Genomic DNA, 24989 nt, shown 5'->3' on the forward strand with positions numbered 1-24989 from the left:
ACTCATGCCTCCCGCCGAGCTGCCTCAACGGAGGCATCCGCCCCCCCGGGGGGCAACGAATCTGATGAGCGTGAAGGCTCGCCGTCCCCCCACGCCGGAATTTGCCGGTGCCAATCGGTCGCGCGCTGAAACGCGTCGGCGACCTGCAACATCCGAGCCTCGTCGAAATAGTTGCCGATGATCTGCAGGCCAACCGGACGCTGCGCGTTCGCCCCCGCGCCGAAGCCGCACGGCACGCTCATGCCGGGCAGGCCTGCGAGGCTCACGGACAGCGTGTAGATATCCGCGAGATACATCTGGACGGGATCGTCGCCCTTCGCGCCAAGATTCCACGCGACCGTCGGCGACGCCGGGCCCATGATCACGTCGCACTGCTTGAACGCTTCCTGGAAATCCTGCGCGATGATGCGGCGGATCTTCTGCGCCTGCAGGTAATACGCGTCGTAGTAGCCGTGCGACAGTACATACGTGCCGACCAGAATCCGACGCTTGACCTCGGGGCCGAAACCCTGCGCACGCGACTTCTTGTACATGTCGAGCAGATCGCGGTACTCGGCCGCGCGATGGCCGTAACGCACGCCGTCGAAACGCGACAGGTTCGACGACGCCTCAGCGGGAGCGATCACGTAATAAACCGGAATCGACAGTTCGGTCTTCGGCAGCGACACCGGCACGAGCGTCGCACCCAGCGTTTCGTAGACTTTGAGCGCCGCGTCGATCGCCGCGCGCACGTCGTCGGCAAGGCCCGCGCCGAAGTATTCGTCCGGCAGACCGATGCGCAGGCCCGCGAGCGGCTTGCCCGCGCCCGCCTGCGGGGCCCAGGGCTGGCCGAGATGGCGGGCGAAGTCCTCGTCGGCGCGCGCGAGGCTGGTCGAATCGCGCTCGTCGAAGCCCGCCATCGCGTTGAGCAGCAGCGCGCAATCGGCGGCGCTGGCCGCCATCGGGCCGCCCTGATCGAGCGACGATGCGAACGCGATCATCCCGTAACGCGACACGCGGCCGTAAGTCGGCTTAATCCCGGTCACGCCGGCGAACGACGCCGGCTGGCGGATCGAGCCGCCCGTATCGGTGCCCGTCGCGGCGGGCGCGAGGCGCGCGGCGAGCGCGGCCGAGCTGCCGCCCGAGCTGCCGCCCGGCACGGCGTTCAGATCCCACGGATTCTTCACCGGGCCGAACGCCGAATTCTCGTTCGACGAGCCCATCGCGAATTCGTCCATGTTGGTCTTGCCGAGCGTGACCATGCCGGCCGCCGCCAAACGCTCGACCACCGTCGCGTCGAACGGGCTCGCGTAGTTCGCGAGCATCTTCGAGCCGGCGCTGGAGCGCCAGCCGCGCGTGACGAACACGTCCTTGTGCGCGACGGGCACGCCCGTCAGCGGGCCCGCGTCGCCGCCGGCAAGCCGCGCATCGGCGGCTCGCGCCTGCGCGAGCGTGAGTTCGGGGTCGACGTGGATGAAGGCGTTCAGATCGCGCGCGGCGTCGATCCGCGTCAAATAGTGCTGCGCGAGTTCGACGGCCGAATATTGCTTGGCGTCGAGCGCGGCGCGCAGTTCAGTCAGGCTTTTTGCGTGCATTGCGTGAATTTCATGGATTGACGATGGGGCCCGCATCGGGCGCTTACTCGATCACCTTCGGCACGAGGTACAGCCCGTCCTGGACGGCAGGCGCCGGGCGCTGATTGTCGTCGCGGTTCACCGCTTCCGTGACGACGTCGTCGCGCAGCCGCAGCGCGACTTCCTGGATCTGCTCGATCGGGTGCGCGAGCGGCGCGACGCCCGTCGTGTCGACTGCCTGCATCTGCTCCACGAGGCCGAAAAACTCGTTGAGCTGGCCGAGCGTGTGCTCGGCGTCGGCATCGGTCATTTCGAGCCGCGCGAGGTGCGCGATGCGTTTCACATCGGTCAGGGTCAAGGCCATGCGATCACCGGAAAAACAAGAGCTTGGCGCAGCGGGCGAAGCGCGCCGCGCCAGGGGGTTGGAGGGCTGGATCGAGCCCTCGAAAATCGGGGGCGAAGCGGCGAAAATACCGCCCGTTTCGGTTCAAATACTGCGAAATTATAAGGTATCATTACGCGTTCGACCCAGACCAGGACTGCCTTTGCCGCGCCGCAGCCACGCCGCGCGGGCGCCGCGTGCCGGTCCGGAGGATTTCACTCGCAGCTTCGCGCTTCCGAGCGGCCTCGTCCGCCCGATCCGAGGCTGTTATTTTTTCCGCTGCCGCCCTTCGCGCCACGTCCGCACGGGGCCGGCCTCAGAGCGAGACAGGATTCTGAATGTTCGGTTTTTTGCGCAGCTATTTCTCCAACGATCTCGCGATCGATCTCGGCACCGCAAACACCCTGATCTACATGCGCGGCAAGGGCATCGTGCTCGATGAACCGTCCGTCGTGTCGATCCGCCAGGAAGGCGGCCCGAACGGCAAGAAAACGATCCAGGCGGTCGGCAAGGAAGCAAAGCAGATGCTCGGCAAGGTGCCCGGCAACATCGAGGCGATCCGTCCGATGAAAGACGGCGTGATCGCCGATTTCACCGTCACCGAGCAGATGATCAAGCAGTTCATCAAGCAGGCGCACGAATCGCGGATGTTCTCGCCGTCGCCGCGCATCATCATCTGCGTGCCGTGCGGCTCGACCCAGGTCGAGCGCCGCGCAATCAAGGAAGCCGCGCACGGCGCGGGCGCCTCGCAGGTCTACCTGATCGAGGAACCGATGGCGGCCGCCATCGGCGCCGGGCTGCCGGTGTCGGAAGCAACCGGCTCGATGGTCGTCGATATCGGCGGCGGCACGACGGAAGTCGGCGTGATCTCGCTCGGCGGCATCGTCTACAAGGGCTCGGTGCGCGTCGGCGGCGACAAGTTCGACGAAGCGATCGTCAACTACATCCGCCGCAATTACGGGATGCTGATCGGCGAGCAAACCGCCGAGGCGATCAAGAAGGAAATCGGCTCCGCATTCCCCGGCTCCGAAGTCAAGGAAATGGAAGTGAAGGGCCGCAATCTGTCCGAGGGCATTCCGCGCAGCTTCACGATCTCCAGCAACGAAATCCTCGAAGCGCTCACCGATCCGCTGAACCAGATCGTGTCGTCGGTGAAGATCGCGCTCGAGCAAACGCCGCCCGAACTCGGCGCGGACATCGCCGAGCGCGGAATGATGCTGACGGGCGGCGGCGCGCTGCTGCGCGACCTCGACCGCCTGCTCGCCGAGGAAACCGGCCTGCCCGTGCTCGTCGCCGAAGATCCGCTCACCTGCGTCGTGCGCGGCTCCGGCATGGCGCTCGAGCGGATGGACAAGCTCGGCAGCATCTTCTCCTACGAATAACCGTCCCATCGGCCAGCGATGTCACACGCGCGGCGCCCACGGCAAGGCTATCGCCGAACCGTCGCGCGTTTCGCGCGTCTGAGCAACATCTAACCGATCGCGCGTCCGGCGCCGACCATGGAATACAGTCCGCCGCCCCTCTTCAAGCAAGGTCCGTCCGCCCTGGTGCGGCTGATCTTCTTCGTCGTGCTCGCGATCACGCTCCTCGTATCGGATGCACGCTTCAAAACGCTCGAGATTGTCCGCGGCGTGCTCGGCACCGCTCTCTACCCACTGCAGCGCGCGGCACTGGTTCCCCGCGATCTGCTGATGGGCGCCGCCGAATTCGCGGTGACGGGCACCGCGCTGCGCAGCGAGAATCAGCAGCTGCATGCGCGCAACCTGCAGCTCTCGCTGCAGGCGAACCGGGCCAATCAGCTCGCCGCCGACAATGCGCATCTGCGCGCGGTGCTCGGGCTGCGCGAGCAGATCGCCGCGCAGGCGACGCCGGTCGAGATTCAGTACGACACGGGCGACCCATTCTCGCAAAAGATCATCATCGGCCACGGCTCGCAAACCGGCGTGCAGAACGGCGCGCCCGTCGTCAACGAGGACGGCGTGGTCGGCCAAGTCACGCGCGTATTCCCGCTGCAGGCCGAAGTCACGCTGATCACCGACCGCGATCTCGCGATTCCCGTCCAGGTGCTGCGCACCGGGCTGCGCAGCGTGATCTACGGCACACCGAAGGGCGATTCGCTCGATCTGCGCTTCGTGCCGACGAGCGCCGATCTGCTGGCGGGCGACGAACTCGTGACGAGCGGGCTAGACGGCGTCTACCCGCCGGGGCTGCCCGTCGCGAAGGTGGTGCGCGTCGATAAGCTCGCCGATACCGCGTTCGCGCACGTCGTCTGCGAGCCGATCGCCGCGGTGCGCGGCGCGCGCACCATGCTGGTGCTGCACTATCGCAACGACATCCCGCCGCGGCCCGCCCCCGACGATGCCGCAAGCGACGCAAAGCCCGCCAAGGGCAAAAAGCCCGCGAAGAGCGCCGACAAGCAGAAAACCGCCGCACCGGACGCGAACAAGAGCGCGGCGGCTGACGCCAAACCGGCCGCGCAAGCAGAATCCGGCGCGCCCGCCGGCAAGCCTGCCGATGCGGCGCTTGCCAAGCAGCCGGCGGCGCCCGCCAAGCCAGCCGCGCCGCACCGCGCCGCCGGCCCGGCCAAACCCGCCGCGCCGCCCAAACCCGCGGCCGCGCCACCGCAAGGAGCGCAGCGATGAGCCGTCCGCAATACATCCTGCAGCCGGTCAACCCGTATTTCATCGTCTTCAGCCTCGCGGCCGCGTTCCTGCTGAATCTGATGCCGTGGGGCCGCATCCCCGGCATCCCCGATTTCGTCGCGCTCGTGGTGCTGTTCTGGAACGTCCACCAGCCGCGCAAGGTCGGCATGGGTGTCGCGTTCCTGCTCGGCATCCTGATGGACGTCCACGACGCGGGCCTGCTCGGCGAGCATGCGCTCGCCTACACGCTGCTCGCATACGGTGCGATCACGATCCACCGCCGCGTGCTGTGGCTGCCGCTCGGCGTGCAGATCTTCTATGTCGCGCCGCTGCTCGTGATCGCGCAGCTCGTGCCGTTCGTGATCCGCTTGCTGATGGGCGCCGCGTTTCCCGGCTGGAGCTATCTCGTCGACGGGTTCGTCGAGGCGGCGCTGTGGCCCGTCGCCAGTCATCTGCTATTGATGCCGCAACGCCGCCCGGTCGATCCGGACGACACGCGGCCGATCTGACGCACGGCACCCGCCAGGATGAACGCGTCGACCGTCCGCCGCCTGCCTGCCGCCCCAGCCGCTTGCCCGCCGACGTGGGAAGCGCGGGCGGGCGCGCTGCTGCGCGCCCCCCTTCATCCGTAAGCGCATGACCGAATTCAAGGACACACAGCAGCAGCTCTCGACATTCCGCCTGCGGGTCGCGGCGGCGGGCGTGTTCGTGTTCGTCTGCTTTGGCCTGCTCGCCGCGCGATTCTTTTATCTGCAAGTCTGGCAGCACGGCAAATACGCGCTGCAGGCCGAGGAAAACCGGATTTCGGTCGCGCCGATCGTCCCGAACCGCGGCATCATCACGGACCGCAACGGCGTCGTGCTCGCGAAGAACTACTCCGCGTATACGCTCGAGATCACGCCGTCCAAGCTGAACGACACGCTCGAAAACACGATCGACGCGCTGTCCGAAGTCGTGCCGATCGACGCGCGCGACCGCCGCCGCTTCAAGAAGCTGCAGGAGGATTCGAAGAATTTCGAAAGCCTGCCGATCCGCACCCGGCTGACCGACGACGAGGTCGCGCGCTTTACCGCGCAGCGCTGGCGTTTTCCGGGCGTCGACGTGCGCGCGCGGCTGTTCCGCCAATATCCGCTCGGGCCGACGGCCGCGCACGTGATCGGCTATATCGGCCGGATCTCGAAGCGCGACCAGGACCGGATCGACGCGATGAGCGACGACAACGACAGCGAATCGGAAAACTACGACCCCCGCCGCGACGCGAACAACTACAAGGGCACCGACTACATCGGCAAAACGGGCGTCGAGCAAAGCTACGAAACGGATCTGCACGGGATCACGGGCTTCGAGGAAGTCGAGGTGACGGCGGGCGGGCGGCCGGTGCGCACGCTGTCGCGCACGCAGGCCACGCCCGGCAACAACCTCGTGCTGTCAGTCGACATCGGGTTGCAGCAGGTGGCCGAGCAGGCATTCGCGGGCAAGCGCGGCGCGCTCGTCGCGATCGAGCCGAAAACGGGCGACGTGCTGGCGTTCGTGTCGTCGCCGAGCTTCGATCCGAACGCGTTCGTCGACGGCATCGACCAGCAAACCTGGGACGAGCTGAACAACTCGCCCGACAAGCCGCTGCTGAACCGGCCGCTGCACGGCACCTATCCGCCCGGCTCGACGTATAAGCCATTCATGGCGCTCGCGGGCCTGACGCTCGGCAAGCGCACGCCCGGCTGGGGCTTCCACGACCCCGGCTATTTCACGTTCGGCGGCCATACGTTCCGCAACGACGTGCGCTCGGGCCAGGGTTGGGTCGACATGAATCGCGCGATCATGGTGTCGAACGACACGTATTTCTACATGCTCGCGCGCGACCTCGGCGTCACCGCGATCGCCAATTTCATGAAGCCGTTCGGCTTCGGCCAGCTCACCGGCATCGACATTCAGGGCGAGGCGCGCGGCATCCTGCCGTCGCCCGAGTGGAAGAAGAAGACCTTCAAGAAAGCGGCGCAACAGAAATGGTTCGACGGCGAGACGATCAGCCTCGGGATCGGGCAAGGCTACAACTCGTTCACCATCCTGCAGCTTGCGCACGCGACGGCGACGATCGCCAACGACGGCGTGATCATGAAGCCGCACCTCGTGAAGGAAATCGAGAATCCGATCTCGCGGGAGCGGCATCTGACCGTACCGAAGGAGAGCGGCACGATCCCGCTCAAGCAGGCCGACCTCGACGTCGTGAAGCGCGGGATGGAAAACGTGATCGAAAATCCGTCCGGCACCGCGTACAAAGTGTTCCGCGGCGCGCCCTACCTCGCGGCCGGCAAGACCGGCACCGCGCAGGTGTTCTCGCTGCAAGGCGGCAACTACAAAGGCCATCTGCTCGCCGAACATCTTCGCGATCACGCCCTCTTCATCGCCTATGCGCCCGTCGATCATCCGCAGATCGCGCTCGCGCTGATCGTCGAGAACGGTGGCTGGGGCGCGCAGTCGGCAGGCCCGATCGCGCGACGCGTGCTCGATTTCTATCTGGTCGAGCGCAAAAATCCGGCAACGGAGGCGGCGGCGGTCGCGGCCGCCGCCTCGGCAACCGAGCCGGTCAACGCGCCCGTGATCGGCGATGCGACCAAAGCGGTCGCGATCGCGGCCGGGTTCAAGGCGCTGCCGCTGCCGACCCAGCCCGCGGCCGCGAGCGGCGCGTCCGGCGCGAACGCATCCGGCGACGCGGCAAGCGAAGCGAGCGCCGCATCGAACGCGAAAGCCGCCGCCCAGGCGGACGCACGCGCGCCTGGCGGCGCGGCCGCCGGATCGCAGGACGGCACGCCGGCGGCACGCCCGGCATCGGCCGCGCCCTCCGAGGCCGGCGCAGCCGCTGCGCGCCGCCATGCGCCGCCTCGCAAACCCCGCCGCACGCCCGCGAGCGACGCGTCGCCGCCCGCGGCCGTGCCGCGTGACGACAACCGCGGCGCGCCCGCCGCCAAGCCGGCGCAGGGCGGCATCGACGAATAACGGAGGCACGCATGCAATTCGACAAGCGCGCTTGGCTCGACAAGATCAAGCAGATGTTCGCGGGCTTCGACCGGCCGCTCGCGCTCATCGTATTCCTGCTGCTGTGTGTTGGCATCGTCACGCTGTACAGCGCAAGCATCGACATGCCCGGCCGCGTCGAGGACCAGTTGCGCAACATCATGCTGACGTTCGCGCTGATGTGGGGCATCGCCAACATCCCGCCACAGACGCTGATGCGCTTCGCGGTGCCGCTCTATACATTCGGCGTCGCGCTGCTCGTCGCGGTCGCGCTATTCGGGATGACGAAGAAAGGCGCCAAGCGCTGGCTGAACGTCGGCGTCGTGATCCAGCCGTCCGAGATCCTCAAGATCGCGACGCCGCTGATGCTCGCGTGGTACTACCAGCGGCGCGAAAGCAGCCTGCGCTGGTACGACTTCGCCGTCGCGTTCGTGATCCTGCTCGTGCCTGTCGGGCTGATCGCGAAACAGCCGGACCTCGGCACGGCCGTGCTCGTGTTCGCGGCGGGGCTCTTCGTGATTTATCTCGCGGGGCTGTCATTCAAGCTGATCGTGCCGGTGCTCGTCGCCGGAGTGATCGCGATCGGCTCGATCGCCGTGTTCGAGGAACGCATCTGCCAGCCCGAGGTGGTCTGGCCGCTGATGCACGACTATCAGAAACACCGCGTCTGCACGCTGCTCGATCCGACTTCCGACCCACTCGGCAAGGGCTTCCACACGATCCAGGCGGTGATCGCGATCGGCTCGGGCGGCCCGCTCGGCAAAGGCTATCTGAAAGGCACTCAAGCGCACCTGGAGTTCATTCCGGAAAAGCACACCGACTTCATCTTCGCGGTGTTTTCCGAGGAATTCGGGCTCGCGGGCGGACTCGTGCTGCTCACGCTCTACATGGCGCTGATCTCTCGCGGTCTCTATATCGCCGCGCAAGGCTCGACGGTGTTCGGACGCCTGCTCGCCGGCTCGCTCACGCTCGCCTTCTTCGTCTATGCGTTCGTCAATATCGGGATGGTAAGCGGGGTCTTGCCCGTCGTCGGCGTGCCATTGCCGTTCATGAGCTACGGCGGCACCGCGTTGACGACGCTGGGCATCGCCGTCGGGCTCATCATGAGCGTCGGACGGCAGAGGCGGCTGATGAAAAGCTGAAGCGCGGCGATACGCGCGCACGTTGAACGCGCGCTTCACATCCATCTACACATCGATCCGCGCGTCGATCCACGTTTCGGCGGGCGCGATCCAGCCCGATTCGCTTGCGCATTCGGCGCGGCGCACACCTAATGCGCCCGTCCACGCCGGCCTTCACATGCGCCGGCGCGCGCTCGCCGGCAACATCGGCTGCGGAATGGCCGGCTGCCAAGTCCGCGCATGCCGCCGGCGCAGCACGTGCCGACATCCCTCATCCGCGCGATTCGCGGTCGACTTCGGCCCAGCAATTCGGCGTCTCGTAAAGCCGCACGCGCTCGAGCCGCAAATTGACGCCGTAATGCGAATCGTAGACGTTCGCGAGTATGTCGAACGCCACCGCCGCAAGATTCTCGACGGTCGGAATCCGGTCGAGCACGACCGTCTTGTGATCCGCCATCTTCTCGAGAAACGAGCGCACGACCTCGTCACGCGCATAGACGAGAAACGCGTGGTCCCACTGGTTGACGAGGTGCTCCATCGCCAGCGCCTTCACATCGGCGAAATCCATCACCATGCCGCGATCGGGCGCGCCCTCGGTTTCGACAAGATCGCCGCGCAGCGTGATTTCGAGCACGTAACGATGCCCGTGCAGGTTCCTGCATTGGCTGCGGTGGTCGGGGATGCGGTGGCCCGCGTCGAATTCGAGTTTTCGGGTAATCAGCACGATGAATGAAGCGTCAGGCTCAAGGAATGTTCAGGTATTTATGCGTCTGCATCGACAGCCGCCATTGCGGATGGCGCTTGCACCAGTCGATCGCGAGCTTCGTGTTGAAATCGCGCGCGGGGCCATCCATCGGCTGCACAAGGAAATGCTCAAAATCGAGCTGCGCGTAATCGGTCAGGCGCTGGTTGTCCTGCGGCACCACGACCTTCAGCTCGTTGCCTTTCGTGACGACGAGCGGCGCTCCGGCCTTCGGGCTCACGCAGACCCAATCGATCGAATCGAGCACGGGCAGCGAGCCGTTCGTCTCGATCGCGATTTCGAAGCCAGCCGCATGCAGCGCGTCGACGAGCGGCTGATCGAGCTGCAGCATCGGCTCGCCGCCCGTGCACACGACAAAGCGATGCGCGCCGTCCGCCGGCCATAGCGACGCGACCTTTGCCGCCAAGGTCTCGGCATCGCCGAATTTGCCGCCGTTTTCACCGTCGGTGCCGACGAAATCGGTATCGCAAAAGCGGCACACGGCGCTCGCGCGGTCCGCCTCGCGCCCCGACCACAAATTGCAGCCGGCGAACCGGCAGAACACGGCCGGCCGCCCGGCGTTCGCGCCCTCGCCCTGCAACGTGTAGAAAATTTCCTTGACCGTGTACGTCATGCTCTCGCCCGGCTCGCGCCGCTCGCGTTCGTTACTTATTGAAACCGGCCGATGCCGCCAGCTTGACCGCGCACACCGCGCCGATGCGTCAGGCCGGCGCCTGCGTCACGTGCTCGCCACACAGATACGCTTCATAGCCGCGCTTGCGCAGCTTGCACGCCGGGCACTCGCCGCAGCCAAAACCCCAGTCGTGCAATTCCGAGCGCTCGCCGACATAGCACGTATGCGTCTCGACACGAATCAGATCGACGAGCCGCGTGCCGCCCAACTGCTCGGCGAGCCGCCACGTATCGGCCTTGTCGAGCCACATCAGCGGCGTCTCGACGACGAAACGCGTGTCCATCCCGAGATTGAGCGCGACTTGCAGCGCCTTCATCGTGTCGTCGCGGCAATCCGGATAACCGGAGAAATCGGTCTCGCACATCCCGCCGACAAGCGCACGCAGCCCGCGGCGATACGCGATCGCCGCGCCGATCGTCATGAACAACAGATTGCGGCCCGGCACGAACGTGTTCGGCAAACCGTTCGCGGCCGTTTCGATCTGGATCGCGCGCGTCATCGCGGTATCGCTGATTGCGCCGAGCACCGACAGATCGATCATGTGATCGTCGCCAAGCCGGCCCGCCCACTGCGGGAAATCGCGCTTCAGCGCGTCGCGCACCCCTTCGCGGCATTCGAGTTCGACGCGATGCCGCTGGCCATAATCGAAGCCGAGCGTCTCGACGGTCTCGTAACGCTCGAGCGCCCATGTAACACAGGTGGCCGAATCCTGGCCGCCGGAAAACAGCACGAGCGCGCCGTCTTTAGCATCTGTCCGAATCACCTCGATACTCCGTGAATGATGAGCGCGCTTGCCGACAGCGCCAGCTTCCCAGTATAGGCAGCCGCACGGCCGGAGGCGCCGATCTCGCGCACGGCGGGCCTCGCGAACGCTTGCGGCGCACGGGCTCAGCCGTGCGCGAGCGCCGAAACGAAAAAGGATCTGCGACGGCTTCGAACGGACGGTGTCGAGCAGCCTCGCCAGATCCTAAGTCTTTGAGTCGACGAAGATTTTATCACGCCGCCCCAACCTGGCCGAAGATCGCCACACTACAAGGCAGTGCTTCCCAAACGAAAAACCCCAAGAATCTGGCGATTCTTGGGGTGGGATACTGCTGGTGGCCTGGGGCGGAATCGAACCACCGACACGCGGATTTTCAATCCGCTGCTCTACCAACTGAGCTACCGGGCCACGGAGAAAAAAGATTATAGCCAGAAGCGAAGCAGTGATCAAGCCCCTTGGGCGGAAATTTTATGCCGTGCCATCGGCCGGTTTCTTGCCCAATTCCACGCCAAGCTGCTTGAGCTTGCGATACAGGTGCGTGCGCTCGAGCCCGGTCTTTTCCGCAACGCGCGTCATGCTGCCGTTCTCGCGCGCCAAGTGGTACTCGAAATAGGCACGCTCGAATGCATCGCGCGCCTCGCGCAACGGGATGTCGAACGGGATCGCGGCCGTCGTCTGGCCCGCGAGCGGCGCGCCCGCGTCGTCGAGCGCCGGCAACGCCGCCGCCGATGCGATCGTCGACGGCCCCGTCGCCTGCTTGGCCGCGGCATTGGCCGGCAACGGCGCCGCGCCCCGCGCGAGGCCGTGCTCGACGGATTTCAACAGCTTCTGCAAGGTAATCGGCTTCTCGAGAAAATCGAGCGCGCCGATCTTCGTCGCCTCGACGGCCGTATCGATCGTCGCGTGGCCAGACATCATGATGACGGGCATCGTGAGCTGCCCCTGGCCCGCCCACTCCTTGAGCAGCGTGACGCCGTCGGTATCGGGCATCCAGATGTCGAGCAGCACGAGATCGGGCGCCTGCTGCTGCCGGTAGTCGCGCGCGGCCTGCGCGTTCTCCGCGACCTCGACGACATGCCCTTCGTCGCTGAGAATTTCCGAGAGCAATTCCCGGATGCCCATTTCATCATCCACCACCAGAATGGTCGCCATTTACGCTGCCTTTGTCTGCACAGTTGCTTTTGTCTTGGCGGGTGCGGCGCCGCCATTTGCTCCGCCCCCGGCGCCCGTCGCGTCATCGGCGAGCTGCAGGAACAGAATCGAGACCTGCGCGCCTTCCACGACGTCGCCATGCATCCGGTTGCGCAGATCGATCCGCGCACCGTGCTCGTCGACGATCTTCTTCACCGTCGCGAGACCGAGTCCCGTACCCTTCGCTTTTGTCGTCACGTAGGGCTCGAATGCGCGCGTCAGGATGCGTGCCGGAAAACCCGGACCATTGTCGGAGACAGTCAGCCGTACCGCGACGCGCGCTTTGCCGTTTGCGTCGGGATCGCCATATTCTACTGTCTTGGTTTCGAGCAACACACGAGGATGCTCGACATCCGCGACTGAATCCTGCGCGTTCTGCAGCAGGTTGTGAATCACTTGCCGCAATTGCGTCGCGTCGCCGCGAATCACCGGCAGCGCCGCCTGCTCGACGACGATCATGCTCTTGCCCTCGCCGACACCGTACAGCGTCGACACTTCGCTCACCAGATCATTTAATTGGAGATTGGCGAGCATCGCGGGCGGCGTGCGCGCATATTCGCGGAAATCGTCGACCATCCGTTTCATCGCGGCGACCTGGTTGACGATCGTGGTCGCGCCGCGTTTGAGCACTTCGGCATCGGGCGGCGCGAGCTTGTCGGACAACTTCATCTGCAGGCGCTCGGCCGATAGCTGGATCGGCGTGAGCGGATTCTTGATCTCGTGCGCGAGCCGCCGCGCGACCTCGCCCCATGCAACCGAGCGCTGCGCGGAGATCACGTCGGAGATGTCGTCGAACACGACGACGTAGCCGGATGTTTGCGGATCGTCCGCGACGCCTGCCACGCTCGCCGTCGACACGAGCCGCGTGCCGCGCACGAGCAGCGTGAGCGGATCGGCTTCGCCCGGCACGTCGACGGCGAACTGCTGCTGCCAGTGGCCGCGATCGTCGCCGCCGCCCTGGCCCGCCGCCTCGCGATCGGCAAACGCCTTGCGCACCATCGCGCCGAATTCCGCGACAACGCCGATCTGATCGAGCGTCGTGCCGATCAGCGAATTGAACGGCTGCCGGAAGATACGCTCGGCGCCGCGGTTGGCGGTCGTCAGACGAAATTGCCGGTCGAGCACGAACACGCCTGCCGTCAGGTTCGCGAGAATGCTTTCGAGATAGGTCTTCGAATGCTCGAGCGCGACCCGGTTCTTCTCGACCGCGAGCCGCGCCTCCGAAAGCTGGCGCGTCATCGCGTTGAACGATTGCGTGAGAAAGCCAAGCTCGTCGCGCGTCTTGATCTCGCGCTTGGGCGTATAGTCGCCCTCCGCGACCTCCTTCGTACCCTGCGCGAGCAGGAACAACGGCCGCGCGAGCTGATTGCCGAGCGCGAGCGCGATCATCATCGCGATGAACGTCGCGAGGAAAAGCGCGAGCGTCAGCGTGCCGATGTACATCTTGCGCAAGCCGCTTCTGCCGAGCGACTTCTCCTGATATTCGCGATATGCGCGCTGCACGGCGTCGGCGTTGCGCGCGAGCACCGGCGACACCGGCTGCGTGAGCTGAAGATAGCGCTCGCCGGGCTGCAGCAGCGCCATCGACGAATCGGGAATCCGCTGAACGACGCGCAGCCTGAGCGCGCCCTTCGAGCCGTGCGCATGCGGATCGCCGTCCACCTCACCCTCGATGACCGCATAGCCGCCGTGCTCGCGCGCCTGGCTCAGCATCAGCGGCGTCGGCATGTCGTCCGGAATCAGCGTCGCGAAATTGCCCGACGCCTGCGCGACGATATGCACATCGGGCGACGCGCCCGTGCTGCGGCCCGGCTCGAGGATCGTGGCATCCTGCACGCCGAACTGGTCGCGCAGGCGCAACAGCGTCAACGTCGTGCCGTTCGTGTGCGTGTCGGCGCTCGCGAGCTGCTCGGCCATCAGCTTCGCTTTCGTCTGCAGATCCGCAAGCGACGTATCGAGCATCCCGCGGCCGAGGTTCAGGCCGGCGGTAAGCGCCGTCTCGACGTTGACGTCGAACCACGACTCGATGCTGCGCGACACGAACTGATACGACACGATATAAATGATCCCGCCCGGCACGACACCGACGAGCGCGAAGAACACTGCGAGCTTCGCGAGCAGCCGCGTGCCGAACTTGCCCTTGCGCAGCCGCACGACGATCATCCCCACGAGCCCGAGCACGACGAGCAGGAATACCAGCGCGACGATGATGTTCGCGGAATAGAGCCACGAGTAGTAGCGATCGAAAAACTCGGTGTTCGCGCTCGCCGCCGCAAGCAGCACGAGCAGCAGCAACGCCGTGATCGCGACGGTCGACACGATCACGCGCACCAGAAGGCTCTTGCCGCTCGCTGCGCGGCGCACCCGTACTTTATTTAGCACGTTCGGCCACCGTAAAGGTAAAGCGCTTCCAGTCGGAGGCGAGATTCCAATCGCGGTTGTTCACCGCGTCCACCTGAAACGGTTTCGGCATCAGCGCGGTATCGAGCTGCATGCGCACCGATGCGGTATAGGTTTCGCCCGGACTCACCTGGCTCTTGTCGATCACGTGCCATGACGTGACATGCTTGACGATCGCGAGCGCCTCCTTCAACGTCGTGAAGCCGACGAGCTGCAGGCCGCCCGTGGACACGCGGTAGTCGCGCGTGAGCGGCTGGTACGACAGCCGGATCGTCTTCGACACCGAAACCGGCTGCTCGTCGAACCAATACCAGCGCGCGCGGCTCAGCTCGAAATCGGTCGTGAAATAGAGCGGAACGCCCTTGTTGACCGCATCCTCAAGGCTGCTGTTCAGCTCGAAATCGAACTTCGCGTCGAGACTCCAGCCGCTGCCGTCGGACTGCAGCGACGCGCGTTGCACAGCGATCGTATCGGCATGCGCGACCGGAACGGCAGCAAGGCACAGCGTCAACGCGACCCAAAGCACGGCCGCGAGCCGAAGTGGAAAGAAGCGTTTGATCGTCACCGTTTCTGAAAGCGCGCGTAGAAAAATCCGTCGTGATCGATAGGCCGGCGCAAGCCGTCCGGCTCATCGACCGGCGCCACGCCTGACGTGCTCCGCGGCAGCAACTGCCCGGGCGCGTCCAATCGTACCGCATCTTGATAGGCGTCTCCAAACCAGCGCGCCTGCCACTCGCCTTCCTCCGGAAAGATCGAGCACGTGACGTAGAGCAGTTCGCCGCCCGGCTTCAACAGCGGCCAGAGCGCGCCGAGAATGCGGCGCTGTTCGGCGATGAGCGCCGCAATATCGGCCGCACGGCGCAACCAGCGAATATCGGGATGGCGGCGCACGATACCGGACGCGGAGCACGGCACGTCCGCGAGAATGCGATCGAACGCGCGGCCGTCGTGCCATTGCGCGGGCTCGCCCGCGTCGCCGATGCGCACGTCGCACCTGCTGCGGCCGGCGGGCAGCGAAAGCCGCGCGAGATTCTCGCCGATGCGCTGCGCGCGCTGCGGATCGCTTTCGAGCGCGACGACTTCGACGTCGGCCAACTCGAGGATATGGCCCGTCTTGCCGCCGGGCGCCGCGCATGCGTCGAGCACGCGCATGCCGTCGCGCGCGCCAAGCCATTGAGCCGCGAACTGCGCGCCCGCATCCTGCACCGAAACGGCCCCTTGCGCGAAACCGGGAATCCGCTCGACCGGCAGCGGCGACGCGAGCCGCACCGCATGACGGCCAATTTGCTCGGCGTCGATCTGCTCAATACGCAGTTTTTCGAGATAGTCGCCGGCCGTCATGCGACGCGCGTTCACACGCAGCGTCAGCGGCCCCGGCGCGTCGCCCGCTGCGAGCACGCGCTCCCAGGCGTCGGGCCATGCGCGCGTCACCGCGTCAATCCACCATGCGTCGTAATTCCACCGCGCGCGCCGATCGGCTTGCACGCGCTCCAGCCAAACCGTCCGCTCGCGCAAGAAACGGCGCAGCACCGCGTTGACGAGCCCTTTCGCAAACGCAAACTCGCGGCGCGCACCGATCGCGCTCACCGCTTGATCGACCACGGTGAAGGGCGCATACGGCGCATGCGCTTCATCGTCGACGAGCAGCGCGAACGCGCAGACGAGAAGTGCCTGCACGTGCGCGGGCGGCGGCTTCGCGACGAATTGCGTGATCAGCCATTCCGCCGTGCCGCGCCGGCGCATCGCGCGATACGCAATATCCTGGATCGCGCCGCGCGAAGCCGTCTGCACGCCGGCGGACAACTCTGCGTGCACGGCCGAAAGCGCGGCGGGCAACGCCACACCGCGCGCGACTGCGTCGACTGCCTGGGCGGCGCCATCGAGCGCGAAACCGAGCGAATCGGCACTGAGATGCAACGCCGACAGGCGCGGCGCGCGCGAACGCGCGGGCGCATCGGATGTGCGGGATCGGGGACGACGAATCTGGGTCATTGGAACTCAGTGCGCGCGGTGCGGGATACGAACTCGCGCCGAGCGAAGATAGGAAGGGATCAAGAGCCGGCTGGCGGCCCAAGCGAAGGGGGATATTGTAGCGAGATTGCCGAGTGACTCATTCAGCCCGACGATCGAATGATCGTCGGCCTCGCCCGACGGCCCACGACATGCTCACTCGCGGGCCGGCCCGAAACGATGCATCGTGCGACAGGATTCGAATGCGCGCTGGGTTCCGTCATCCGGCAATCGGGCGCCATTAGAAATGGTGCAGCGCTGGTACTCTAACCTCGTCATTGCTCGACCAGCCAGCCGGCCTCAACGGCGCCACACTCGCCGCCTGCGCCGTCTGTCAGTCGAAGCGGCCCGTGCGCGCCATTTCCATCAAGCGTGCAATCCGCTCCTCGGTGGCCGGGTGCGTCGAGAACAGATTCTGCAAACCGCCTCCCGACAGCGGATTCATGATCATCATCTGCGCAGTGGCCGGATGCTGCTCGGCCGCCGGAAACGGGATGCCTGACGCATAGCGATGGATTTTGTCGAGCGCCGCTGCGAGCGCCTGCGGATCGCCCGAGATTTGCGCACCACCCCGATCGGCCTCGAACTCGCGCGCCCGTGAAATCGCCATCTGGATCAGCGCACCTGCGATCGGCGCGAGCAGCGCGACCGCGATGCCCGCGATCGGATTCGCAGGACGGCCGTTCTCGTCGCGCCCGCCGAAGAACATCGCGAAATTCGCGAGCGCGGAAATCGCACCTGCCATCGTCGCGGAAATCGTCGAGATCAGGATGTCGCGATGCTTGACGTGCGCAAGCTCATGGGCCATCACCCCGCGCATCTCGCGCTCGGACAACGCACGCAGAATGCCCGTCGTCGCGGCGACCGCCGCGTGCTCAGGGTTGCGGCCGGTGGCGAACGCATTCGGCTGATCCTCGTCGATCAGATAGACGCGCGGCATTGGCAGGTTCGCGCGCGTCGCCAGCTCACGCACCATCCGGTAGAACTGCGGCGCCGTTGTTTCGTCGACTTCCTGCGCGTTGTACATGCGCAGAACCATCTTGTCCGAGAACCAGTACGAAAAGAAATTCATGCCGAGCGCGAGCAGCAACGCAATCGTCATGCCGCGCGATCCGCCGATCATGCCGCCGATTACGATGAAAAGGGCCGTGATCGCGGCCATCAGCATCGCCGTTTTGACCCAATTAAACATATTTCCCACTCCTTATCCGTCTGCCGGGATATCGCCGCGCCGATACCGGCAACAGCGCTCGATTGTAAGCGATCTGTTAGATAAGAACGCGTCGAGAAAATTCAACCCTCAGCGCTGCGACGCCGCAAGCCTCACGCCAAGACCGATGAACGCACTGCCGATGCCCCGATCGAGCCATTTCTTCACGCGCGGCTTGCCCGCGAAGCGCTGCGTGACGCCGGCCGCCACCCAGACGACGATGCACGACCACATCGTGCCCATCACGACGAACACCGCGCCCAGCGTCAAGAACGCCAGCACCTTATGGTCGCTGTCGGCCGCGACGAATTGCGGAAAGAACGACACGAAAAAGAGCACTACTTTCGGATTCAGCACGTTCGTCAGGAAGCCTTGCATGAAAAGCTGGCGCAACGATTTATCAGTGCCCGGCCACGCAGCGCCTTCAGTGGCCTGCGGCTCGTGCTTCGCGAAGATGAGACGCACACCCAGATAGACGAGATAAGCCGCGCCCACGATCTTGATGACGGTAAACGCGGTGGCCGACGCGGCCAACACGGCTGTCAGGCCGAATGCGCACGCCAGCGCGTGGACGCAGCACCCCGCCGAGATGCCCAGCGCGGACACGAGGCCCGCGCCGCGCCCCTGCGCGATGCTGCGGCCGACGACGTAGGCGGTGTCAGGTCCCGGCGTGATATTCAATAAAAAAACTGCCGCAACGAACAAGCCGAAATGAGTAATGCCGAACATGCGACTCCTCCCAACGGGTTAGCAGAGAAATTTTACGTGCGCGCACCGCGCATAGCGACTTGGCCGTTCAGCCGATTGCGCCGCGCGACCGATTGCGTTGAACTCGTATCCGGCGGCGGCGCGGCTACGCAACGCCGGGAAGCTCGAAACGCTGTCCGGCCGCCACGGGCGAGCCGGCGAGAAATTCGCGGGCAGGCAAGCGCTTGCCGCCGGGCTTCTGCAACTGCGTGACGCGCAGCGCCCCTTCGCCACAGGCGATCACGACGCCGTCGGGACCGGCGTCGACGATCGTGCCGGGCAATGCGTCGCCCCGCGAGGCCACTGCGTCGGCGGCCCAAATTTTGAGCACCACGCCATCGAGCGTGCCCACGCCGCCCGGGAACGGGTCGAACGCCCGCACTTGGCGCGCGAGCGCCGCTGCCGGCTTGCGCCAGTCGAGCGCCGCCTCGTGTTTGGCGATCTTCTCGGCATACGTCACGCCCTCGGCGGGCTGCGGCGTCGACGCAAGCGAGCCGGCGCGCTCCAGCTCGGCAAGCGCATCGACAATAAGCCGCGCGCCGGCCGCGGCAAGCTTGTCGTGCAGCGTGGCCGTCGTATCGTCAGGCAGGATCGCGACACGCGTGTCGTCAAGCATCGCGCCCGTATCGAGCCCGGCGTCCATTTGCATCAGCGTGACGCCCGTTTGCGCATCGCCCGCCTCGATTGCGCGATGGATCGGCGCGGCGCCGCGCCAGCGCGGCAGCAACGACGCATGAATGTTGATGCAGCCGTGGCGCGGCAGATCGAGCACCTCCTGCGGCAACAACAAACCGTATGCGGCGACCACCATCACGTCGTGCGGCGTCGCGTGCAGCAGCTCGAGCGCGGCGGCGGCCTCGGCCGGATACTTGCCCGCGCGGCGCAGCGAAGCGGGCTGTGCAACGGCGATGCCGTGCTCGAGCGCGTAGCGCTTCACCGCGCTTGCCTGCAGCTTCATCCCGCGTCCGGCCGGGCGATCCGGCTGGGTAAGCACGAGCGGCACCGGGAAACCGGCTTCATGGATCGCGGCAAGCGCCGCCGCGGCAAACTCCGGCGTACCGGCAAAAACGACCCGCAGTGAATGTGTCATGGCAAATGAATCGGGAAGCAGACAGTGCTGCGGCCGCGCGCCTTACATCGCGCGCTCGAGTTTCTTCATCTTCGTCTTGATCCGGCTTTGCTTGAGCGGCGACAGATATTGAACGAATACACGCCCCATCAGGTGATCCATCTCGTGCTGCACGCACACCGCGAGGAGCCCTTCACAATCGATCTCGAACGTCTCGCCTTGTTCGTTCAGCGCGCGCACGCGCACGCGCTCGGGCCGCTCGACCTCGTCGTAGATGCCGGGCACCGACAAACAGCCCTCCTCATACACCTGCCTACCGTCGCTCGACCAAACGATTTCCGGATTGATGAAAACGCGCAGCTCGTTCTTTTCCTCGGACACGTCGATCACGATCACGCGCTCGTGCACGTCGACCTGCGTTGCCGCCAAGCCGATGCCGGGCGCGGCGTACATCGTCTCGGCCATGTCGGCGACGAGCTTGCGGATCCGGTCGTCGACCTTGTCGACCGGCTTGGCGACCTTGTGCAGCCGCTTGTCAGGGTAATGGAGGATGTTCAGCAAAGCCATGATGTTCAGGTTTGGGAGGAACGAGCGATCTGCCTGCGTTAGCTGTCCGGCAGACTGCCGCGACGCACTCGCCGACGTCAAGATGGAGCCGACGCCGCAATATGGCCCGTGCGTCGAGACGGCCGGCACAGCGCCGTGATTCCGCGCGCACGGCACTTCGTTCTTCGTTTTATTTCGGATGATGAAAATTTTATCACGGCATTACACGTGCCGCAGACCACGCGTCTCGAGGACCGGCTCATGCCGCCGCTGATGCTCACGCGCACCGAACTCGCCGCGTGGGTGCGGTTCGCGGCGTTATCCGGCGTGCCTTCGGCGGCGCGCGCGGCGCTCATCGACGCATTTGCATCGCCGGCGGCGCTTTTCGACGCGTCCCATGCGGAGTTGGCGGCACTCGTCGGCGAAGCGGTGGCGCGCGCCGTGCTCATGCCGCCCGCCGACGATCTTGCACGCCGCGTCGACCTAACGCTCGCCTGGCTCGACGAACCAGGCAACGCGCTCGTCACCCAGCGCGACCCGGCCTATCCCGGCACGTTCGCGGCGCTGCACGATCCCCCGCCGCTCCTATATATAAAAGGGCGGATCGAGTTGCTCCATGCGCGCTCGGTCGCAATCGTCGGCAGCCGGAGTGCGACGCCGCAGGGGCTTGCTGACGCAACCCGCTTCGCGCGCGAGTTGTCCGACGCTGGGCTCGCGGTCGTATCGGGTCTCGCGCTGGGCATCGACGGCGCCGCACACCGCGGCGGCCTCGACGGCGCGAGCAGCACGGTCGCCGTGATCGGCACCGGCGCGGATCTCGTCTACCCGGCCCGGCACCACGCGCTTGCACACGAAATCGCCGGGCGCGGTGCGCTCGTTTCCGAATGGCCGCTCGGCACGCCAGCCCGCTCTGCGCATTTCCCACAACGCAACCGGCTGATCGCCGCGTTGGCGGGCGGCGTGCTGATCGTCGAGGCCGCGCTGCGCTCCGGCTCGCTGATCACCGCGCGGCTCGCGAACGACATGGGCCGCGACGTGTTTGCGATTCCCGGCTCGATTCACGCGCCGCTGTCGCAAGGGTGTCACGCGCTGATCCGCGATGGCGCGAAGCTGGTCGAGACAACCTCGGACGTGCTCGATGAATTTGGTCTCGCCCCCGCGCGGCCGGCGGCCGCGAGCCGGGCAGCGGCAGTACGAGCCGCTGCGCCCGCCGAACCCGCCGCGCCAGTCGACTCGGCCAGTTCAGCCCAGTCCGGCCCGCCGATCGAACCCCCGGAGCCGGACGCCGACGCCCGTCGGCTGCTCGATGCAATCGGCTATAGCCCCGTGCCGCTCGAACTGCTTGCGCAGCGCACGGCACTGCCGGCCGATGCGCTGCATCGTCTGCTGCTGCAACTCGAGCTGGCCGGCCGCATCGCGGCGCTGCCGGGCGGCCGCTATACCCGCGTCGACGGCTCGCCGCAGCGCCCGCAAGCGTGCAAGACGAACGCCGTGCTAAATTCCGGCCAATAGCGGCGTGAGCGCGGGAGCTTCCCGCACCGCCGCCCGACCAAACAAGGAAAACCATGCCCGCGCTGAATCTCGACACCGATGAGGATCGGATCGCCGAGCGCCTCCGGAATCCGGACACGCTGTTCGTCGCCTGCCTATGCGCCGAGTGGTGCGGCACGTGCCGCGAATACCAAACCACCTTTGACACCCTGGCCGCCGCCCACCCCGAAGCCTGCTTCGCGTGGATCGACATCGAAACGCACGCCGACCGGCTCGACGAACTCGACGTCGAGAATTTTCCGACCCTTTTGATCGAAGACGCCAACGCAGTGCGCTTCTTCGGTACCGTGCTGCCCCACGCAGGCATCGTCGATCGCATGCTGTCCGACCTGACCGCGCTGCCGGGCGTGCCGCATGCGCCCAAGCTTCGCAATTTGTTCGAATAAAATTGTCAGGCCCTCAAAAAAATGAGCATCGAAGAAAATTTTTCCGCCTGTTTACACCGGGTGCGCGCGCCAGGCTTGCCGTCGCCCTTGCCCCCACTTATGATGACCCGCTTTTTGCGGTACTGGCTCCCAATGCGGCGCCGTGTGCTATAAAGCCGTCGTAAAAGAGCCTGTAACCGGGTTCGCCCGGTCCACCCATATACATTGTCATGTCGAAAGCACTCATCATTGCGGAAAAGCCTTCTGTCGCGAACGACATCGCGCGAGCCTTGGGCGGCTTTACCAAGCATGACGAATATTACGAAAGCGACGAGTACGTGCTGTCGTCGGCGGTCGGCCACCTGCTCGAAATCGCCGCGCCCGAAGAATACGAAGTCAAGCGAGGCAAATGGAGCTTCGCGCACCTGCCGGTCATTCCGCCGCACTTCGATCTGAATCCGATCGCGAAAAGCGAGTCGCGCCTGAAGGTGCTGACCAAGCTGATCAAGCGCAAGGACATCGACCGTCTGATCAACGCCTGCGACGCGGGGCGTGAGGGCGAGCTGATCTTCCGCCTGATCGCGCAACACGCCAAAGCGAAACAACCGGTTCAGCGGCTGTGGCTGCAATCGATGACGCCTGCGGCGATCCGCGACGGCTTCGCCCATCTGCGCAGCGACGGCGAAATGCAGCCGCTCGCCGACGCCGCGCGCTGCCGCTCGGAGGCCGACTGGCTCGTCGGCATCAACGGCACGCGCGCGATGACCGCGTTCAACAGCAAGGGGGGCGGCTTCTTCCTGACGACGGTTGGCCGCGTGCAAACGCCGACGCTGTCGATCGTCGTCGAGCGCGAGGAAAAGATCCGCCGCTTCGTGCCGCGCGACTACTGGGAAGTGCGAGCCGAGTTCGTCTGCGCGGGCGGCTTCTACGAAGGCCGCTGGTTCGATCCGAAGTTCAAGAAAGACGAGTTCGATCCCGAGAAGCGCGACTCGCGCCTCTGGAGCCTGCCCGCCGCCGAGACGATCGTCGCCGCATGCCGCGATCAGCTCGGCGTCGTCAGCGAGGAATCAAAGCCGTCGACGCAGCTCTCGCCGCTCTTGTACGACTTGACGAGCCTGCAGCGCGAAGCGAACAGCCGTTTCGGCTTCTCCGCGAAGAACACGCTCGGGCTCGCGCAGGCGCTATATGAAAAGCACAAGGTGCTCACCTACCCGCGTACCGATGCGCGCGCGCTGCCGGAGGACTACCTCGGCACCGTAAAGAGCACGCTCGAGATGCTCAAGGAAAGCAACAACTACCTGCCGCACGCGAAACAGGTGCTCGACAAGGGCTGGGTGAAGCCGAATAAGCGGATCTTCGACAATTCGAAGATCAGCGACCACTTCGCGATCATCCCGACGCTGCAAGCGCCGAAATCGCTGTCGGAACCCGAGCAGAAACTTTACGACCTCGTGGTCAAACGTTTTCTGGCGGTGTTCTTCCCGGCCGCCGAATACAGGGTCACGACGCGGATCACCGAAGTGGCCGGCCATCACTTCAAGACGGAAGGCAAGGTGCTGATCGAGCCGGGCTGGCTGCAAGTGTATGGCCGCGACGCCGAGGGCGCGGACGCGAACCTCGTACCGGTGCAGAAGGACGAGAAGGTCAAGACCGACAAGATCGCCGCACACAGCCTGACGACGAAACCGCCCGCGCGCTATTCGGAAGCGACGCTGTTGTCGGCGATGGAAGGCGCGGGCAAACTCGTCGAGGACGACGAATTGCGCGAGGCGATGGCGGCAAAGGGGCTCGGCACGCCGGCCACGCGCGCGGCGATCATCGAAGGGTTGCTCGGCGAAAAGTATCTCGTTCGCGAGGGCCGCGAACTCATTCCGACCGCGAAGGCATTCCAGCTCATGACGCTGCTGCGCGGCCTGGACGTAAAGGAGTTGACTGCGCCCGAGCTCACCGGCGAATGGGAATACAAGCTCGCGCAGATGGAGCGCGGCAACCTGCAACGCGACGCGTTCATGCAGGAAATCGCACGGATGACGCAGACAATCGTCAAGCGGGCGAAGGAATACGACTCCGATACGATCCCCGGCGATTACGCCACGCTCGAAACGCCTTGCCCGAATTGCGGCGGTCAGGTGAAGGAAAACTACCGGCGTTTCGCATGCACGAAGTGCGAGTTTTCGATTTCCAAGATTCCGGGCAGCCGCCAGTTCGAGATTGCCGAGGTTGAGGAACTGTTGCAGAAGAAGGAAATCGGTCCGTTGTCCGGCTTTCGCAGCAAGATGGGGCGGCCGTTCTCGGCCATCCTCAAACTCACGTTCGACGACGAGACGAACAACTACAAGCTCGAGTTCGATTTCGGCCAGGAACAGGGCAGCGAAGACGGCGAAGCGCCCGACTTCTCCGCGCAGGAACCCGTCGGCGGGTGTCCGAAGTGCAAGGCCCGCGTGTTCGAGCACGGGATGAGCTATGTCTGCGAGCATTCGGTCGCGAATCCGAAGACTTGCGATTTCCGCTCAGGCAAGGTGATCCTGCAACAAGAAATCACCCGCGAGCAAATGGCGAAGCTGCTCGAAGAAGGCCGCACCGATCTGCTGCCGAACTTCAAATCGTCGCGCACGGGGCGTAACTTCAAGGCTTATCTCGTCAAACAGCCGGATGGCAAGATCGGCTTCGAGTTCGAGAAAAAGGAACCGAAAGCCGCTGCGGCGAAAAAGAGCGCGGCTGGATCGGCGCCGTCCGGCGACGCCCCGCAGGAAGCGGAGCAAAGCGGCAAGAAAGCCGCACCGGCCCGCAAGAGCGCAGCCCGCAAGACCCCGGCGCGTAAAACGGGCTCTTGATCCACACCGCATCGGGAGCGCCCGGCTCGGCACCTGGCCGCGCCGGGTTCACGCCCAACTGACCAAGGCCGGTTCGCCGGCCTCGACTCATCGCAGGCCTGCCGGGCATTGCGCGACAACGGGATGTCATGTGGCACGCGCAGCGATACACCGCACA

At 65.4% G+C, this 24989-nt stretch carries 21 protein-coding genes and 1 tRNA gene; 8 read left to right on the forward strand and 14 right to left on the reverse strand.

Annotated elements, in window-relative coordinates:
• Positions 1-2 precede the first annotated feature (2 nt).
• On the reverse strand, positions 3-1574 hold the full coding sequence (gatA, locus tag AQ611_RS01045) for an Asp-tRNA(Asn)/Glu-tRNA(Gln) amidotransferase subunit GatA (protein ID WP_069233512.1): 1572 nt from the start codon (positions 1572-1574) through the stop codon (positions 3-5).
• 43 nt (positions 1575-1617) lie between these two features.
• Positions 1618-1917: an Asp-tRNA(Asn)/Glu-tRNA(Gln) amidotransferase subunit GatC gene (gene gatC, locus AQ611_RS01050; protein ID WP_059517228.1), complete on the reverse strand. Its 300-nt coding sequence runs from the start codon at positions 1915-1917 to the stop codon at positions 1618-1620.
• A 356-nt stretch (positions 1918-2273) separates the two neighbouring features.
• Here gatC and AQ611_RS01055 point away from each other — a divergent pair, with 356 nt between their 5' ends.
• The 5 genes from AQ611_RS01055 to rodA all read left to right on the forward strand — a co-directional run bounded on the left by AQ611_RS01055 (position 2274) and on the right by rodA (position 8731).
• Positions 2274-3317 carry a rod shape-determining protein gene (locus tag AQ611_RS01055; RefSeq protein WP_059517226.1) on the forward strand — a complete coding sequence of 348 codons (1044 nt, stop codon included), beginning with the start codon at positions 2274-2276 and terminating at the stop codon, positions 3315-3317.
• Between the two features lie 117 nt (positions 3318-3434).
• On the forward strand, positions 3435-4577 hold the full coding sequence (mreC, locus tag AQ611_RS01060) for a rod shape-determining protein MreC (protein WP_059517224.1): 1143 nt from the start codon (positions 3435-3437) through the stop codon (positions 4575-4577).
• The gene (mreD, locus tag AQ611_RS01065; RefSeq protein WP_059517222.1) at positions 4574-5086 is read left to right on the forward strand and encodes a rod shape-determining protein MreD; all 513 of its coding nucleotides are present in this window, start codon (positions 4574-4576) and stop codon (positions 5084-5086) included. The genes mreC and mreD overlap by 4 nt, the downstream gene beginning before the upstream one ends.
• 127 nt (positions 5087-5213) lie before the next feature.
• Positions 5214-7571, forward strand: a complete 2358-nt coding sequence (mrdA, locus tag AQ611_RS01070; RefSeq protein ID WP_069233513.1) for a penicillin-binding protein 2 — start codon at positions 5214-5216, stop codon at positions 7569-7571.
• Positions 7572-7582: 11 nt separating this feature from the next.
• Positions 7583-8731, forward strand: coding sequence for a rod shape-determining protein RodA (gene rodA / locus AQ611_RS01075; protein ID WP_059517218.1), 1149 nt, complete (start codon positions 7583-7585; stop codon positions 8729-8731).
• Positions 8732-8981: 250 nt separating this feature from the next.
• On the opposite strand, the gene queD is transcribed toward rodA, so the two are convergent.
• The 12 genes from queD to def form a co-directional block, all read right to left on the reverse strand.
• Positions 8982-9434 carry a 6-carboxytetrahydropterin synthase QueD gene (queD, locus tag AQ611_RS01080; RefSeq protein ID WP_059517216.1) on the reverse strand — a complete coding sequence of 151 codons (453 nt, stop codon included), beginning with the start codon at positions 9432-9434 and terminating at the stop codon, positions 8982-8984.
• Positions 9435-9453: 19 nt separating this feature from the next.
• Entirely contained in the window at positions 9454-10086 is a 633-nt protein-coding gene (gene queE / locus AQ611_RS01085) for a 7-carboxy-7-deazaguanine synthase (RefSeq protein WP_069233514.1), read from the reverse strand.
• A gap of 88 nt (positions 10087-10174) precedes the next feature.
• Positions 10175-10909 carry a 7-cyano-7-deazaguanine synthase QueC gene (gene queC / locus AQ611_RS01090; protein WP_069233515.1) on the reverse strand — a complete coding sequence of 245 codons (735 nt, stop codon included), beginning with the start codon at positions 10907-10909 and terminating at the stop codon, positions 10175-10177.
• A 332-nt stretch (positions 10910-11241) separates the two neighbouring features.
• A tRNA-Phe gene (locus AQ611_RS01095) sits at positions 11242-11317 on the reverse strand.
• Between the two features lie 60 nt (positions 11318-11377).
• Positions 11378-12061 (reverse strand): response regulator transcription factor EsaR, encoded by a 684-nt coding sequence (esaR, locus tag AQ611_RS01100; protein ID WP_069233516.1) that lies wholly within the window; start codon positions 12059-12061, stop codon positions 11378-11380.
• Positions 12062-14482, reverse strand: a complete 2421-nt coding sequence (gene esaS / locus AQ611_RS01105; protein ID WP_059517210.1) for a sensor histidine kinase EsaS — start codon at positions 14480-14482, stop codon at positions 12062-12064.
• Entirely contained in the window at positions 14472-15065 is a 594-nt protein-coding gene (locus AQ611_RS01110) for a DUF4390 domain-containing protein (protein WP_059517930.1), read from the reverse strand. Before AQ611_RS01110 ends, esaS begins: the two co-directional genes overlap by 11 nt.
• Positions 15062-16492, reverse strand: a complete 1431-nt coding sequence (gene rsmB / locus AQ611_RS01115) for a 16S rRNA (cytosine(967)-C(5))-methyltransferase RsmB (RefSeq protein ID WP_069233517.1) — start codon at positions 16490-16492, stop codon at positions 15062-15064. The genes AQ611_RS01110 and rsmB overlap by 4 nt, the downstream gene beginning before the upstream one ends.
• A gap of 352 nt (positions 16493-16844) precedes the next feature.
• A complete protein-coding gene (gene htpX / locus AQ611_RS01120) occupies positions 16845-17702 on the reverse strand; it encodes a zinc metalloprotease HtpX (protein ID WP_059517206.1) in 858 nt (285 codons plus the stop codon).
• Between the two features lie 108 nt (positions 17703-17810).
• Entirely contained in the window at positions 17811-18449 is a 639-nt protein-coding gene (locus AQ611_RS01125; RefSeq protein ID WP_069233518.1) for a LysE family translocator, read from the reverse strand.
• Positions 18450-18573: 124 nt separating this feature from the next.
• On the reverse strand, positions 18574-19557 hold the full coding sequence (fmt, locus tag AQ611_RS01130; protein WP_069233519.1) for a methionyl-tRNA formyltransferase: 984 nt from the start codon (positions 19555-19557) through the stop codon (positions 18574-18576).
• A 42-nt stretch (positions 19558-19599) separates the two neighbouring features.
• Complete coding sequence (gene def, locus AQ611_RS01135; RefSeq protein WP_059517201.1) at positions 19600-20103, reverse strand: peptide deformylase; 504 nt, start codon at positions 20101-20103, stop codon at positions 19600-19602.
• A gap of 240 nt (positions 20104-20343) precedes the next feature.
• Between def and dprA the strand changes: the two genes are divergently transcribed.
• The 3 genes from dprA to AQ611_RS01150 all read left to right on the forward strand — a co-directional run bounded on the left by dprA (position 20344) and on the right by AQ611_RS01150 (position 24832).
• The gene (gene dprA, locus AQ611_RS01140; RefSeq protein ID WP_069235081.1) at positions 20344-21594 is read left to right on the forward strand and encodes a DNA-processing protein DprA; all 1251 of its coding nucleotides are present in this window, start codon (positions 20344-20346) and stop codon (positions 21592-21594) included.
• A gap of 53 nt (positions 21595-21647) precedes the next feature.
• The gene (locus AQ611_RS01145; RefSeq protein WP_059517199.1) at positions 21648-22019 is read left to right on the forward strand and encodes a thioredoxin family protein; all 372 of its coding nucleotides are present in this window, start codon (positions 21648-21650) and stop codon (positions 22017-22019) included.
• A gap of 209 nt (positions 22020-22228) precedes the next feature.
• On the forward strand, positions 22229-24832 hold the full coding sequence (locus AQ611_RS01150) for a DNA topoisomerase III (RefSeq protein ID WP_069233520.1): 2604 nt from the start codon (positions 22229-22231) through the stop codon (positions 24830-24832).
• Positions 24833-24989: the final 157 nt, after the last annotated feature.

Source organism: Burkholderia singularis (genome assembly GCF_001718875.1).
GTDB classification, from domain to species: domain Bacteria; phylum Pseudomonadota; class Gammaproteobacteria; order Burkholderiales; family Burkholderiaceae; genus Burkholderia; species Burkholderia singularis.

Coding starts and splice junctions, on each gene's coding strand:
- gatA (WP_069233512.1), bottom strand. CDS start 1,574: ATGCACGCAAAAAGCCTGACTGAACTGCGCGCCGCGCTCGACGCCAAG.
- gatC (WP_059517228.1), bottom strand. CDS start 1,917: ATGGCCTTGACCCTGACCGATGTGAAACGCATCGCGCACCTCGCGCGG.
- AQ611_RS01055 (WP_059517226.1), top strand. CDS start 2,274: ATGTTCGGTTTTTTGCGCAGCTATTTCTCCAACGATCTCGCGATCGAT.
- mreC (WP_059517224.1), top strand. CDS start 3,435: ATGGAATACAGTCCGCCGCCCCTCTTCAAGCAAGGTCCGTCCGCCCTG.
- mreD (WP_059517222.1), top strand. CDS start 4,574: ATGAGCCGTCCGCAATACATCCTGCAGCCGGTCAACCCGTATTTCATC.
- mrdA (WP_069233513.1), top strand. CDS start 5,214: ATGACCGAATTCAAGGACACACAGCAGCAGCTCTCGACATTCCGCCTG.
- rodA (WP_059517218.1), top strand. CDS start 7,583: ATGCAATTCGACAAGCGCGCTTGGCTCGACAAGATCAAGCAGATGTTC.
- queE (WP_069233514.1), bottom strand. CDS start 10,086: ATGACGTACACGGTCAAGGAAATTTTCTACACGTTGCAGGGCGAGGGC.
- esaR (WP_069233516.1), bottom strand. CDS start 12,061: ATGGCGACCATTCTGGTGGTGGATGATGAAATGGGCATCCGGGAATTG.
- rsmB (WP_069233517.1), bottom strand. CDS start 16,492: ATGACCCAGATTCGTCGTCCCCGATCCCGCACATCCGATGCGCCCGCG.
- htpX (WP_059517206.1), bottom strand. CDS start 17,702: ATGTTTAATTGGGTCAAAACGGCGATGCTGATGGCCGCGATCACGGCC.
- AQ611_RS01125 (WP_069233518.1), bottom strand. CDS start 18,449: ATGTTCGGCATTACTCATTTCGGCTTGTTCGTTGCGGCAGTTTTTTTA.
- fmt (WP_069233519.1), bottom strand. CDS start 19,557: ATGACACATTCACTGCGGGTCGTTTTTGCCGGTACGCCGGAGTTTGCC.
- def (WP_059517201.1), bottom strand. CDS start 20,103: ATGGCTTTGCTGAACATCCTCCATTACCCTGACAAGCGGCTGCACAAG.
- dprA (WP_069235081.1), top strand. CDS start 20,344: ATGCCGCCGCTGATGCTCACGCGCACCGAACTCGCCGCGTGGGTGCGG.
- AQ611_RS01145 (WP_059517199.1), top strand. CDS start 21,648: ATGCCCGCGCTGAATCTCGACACCGATGAGGATCGGATCGCCGAGCGC.
- AQ611_RS01150 (WP_069233520.1), top strand. CDS start 22,229: ATGTCGAAAGCACTCATCATTGCGGAAAAGCCTTCTGTCGCGAACGAC.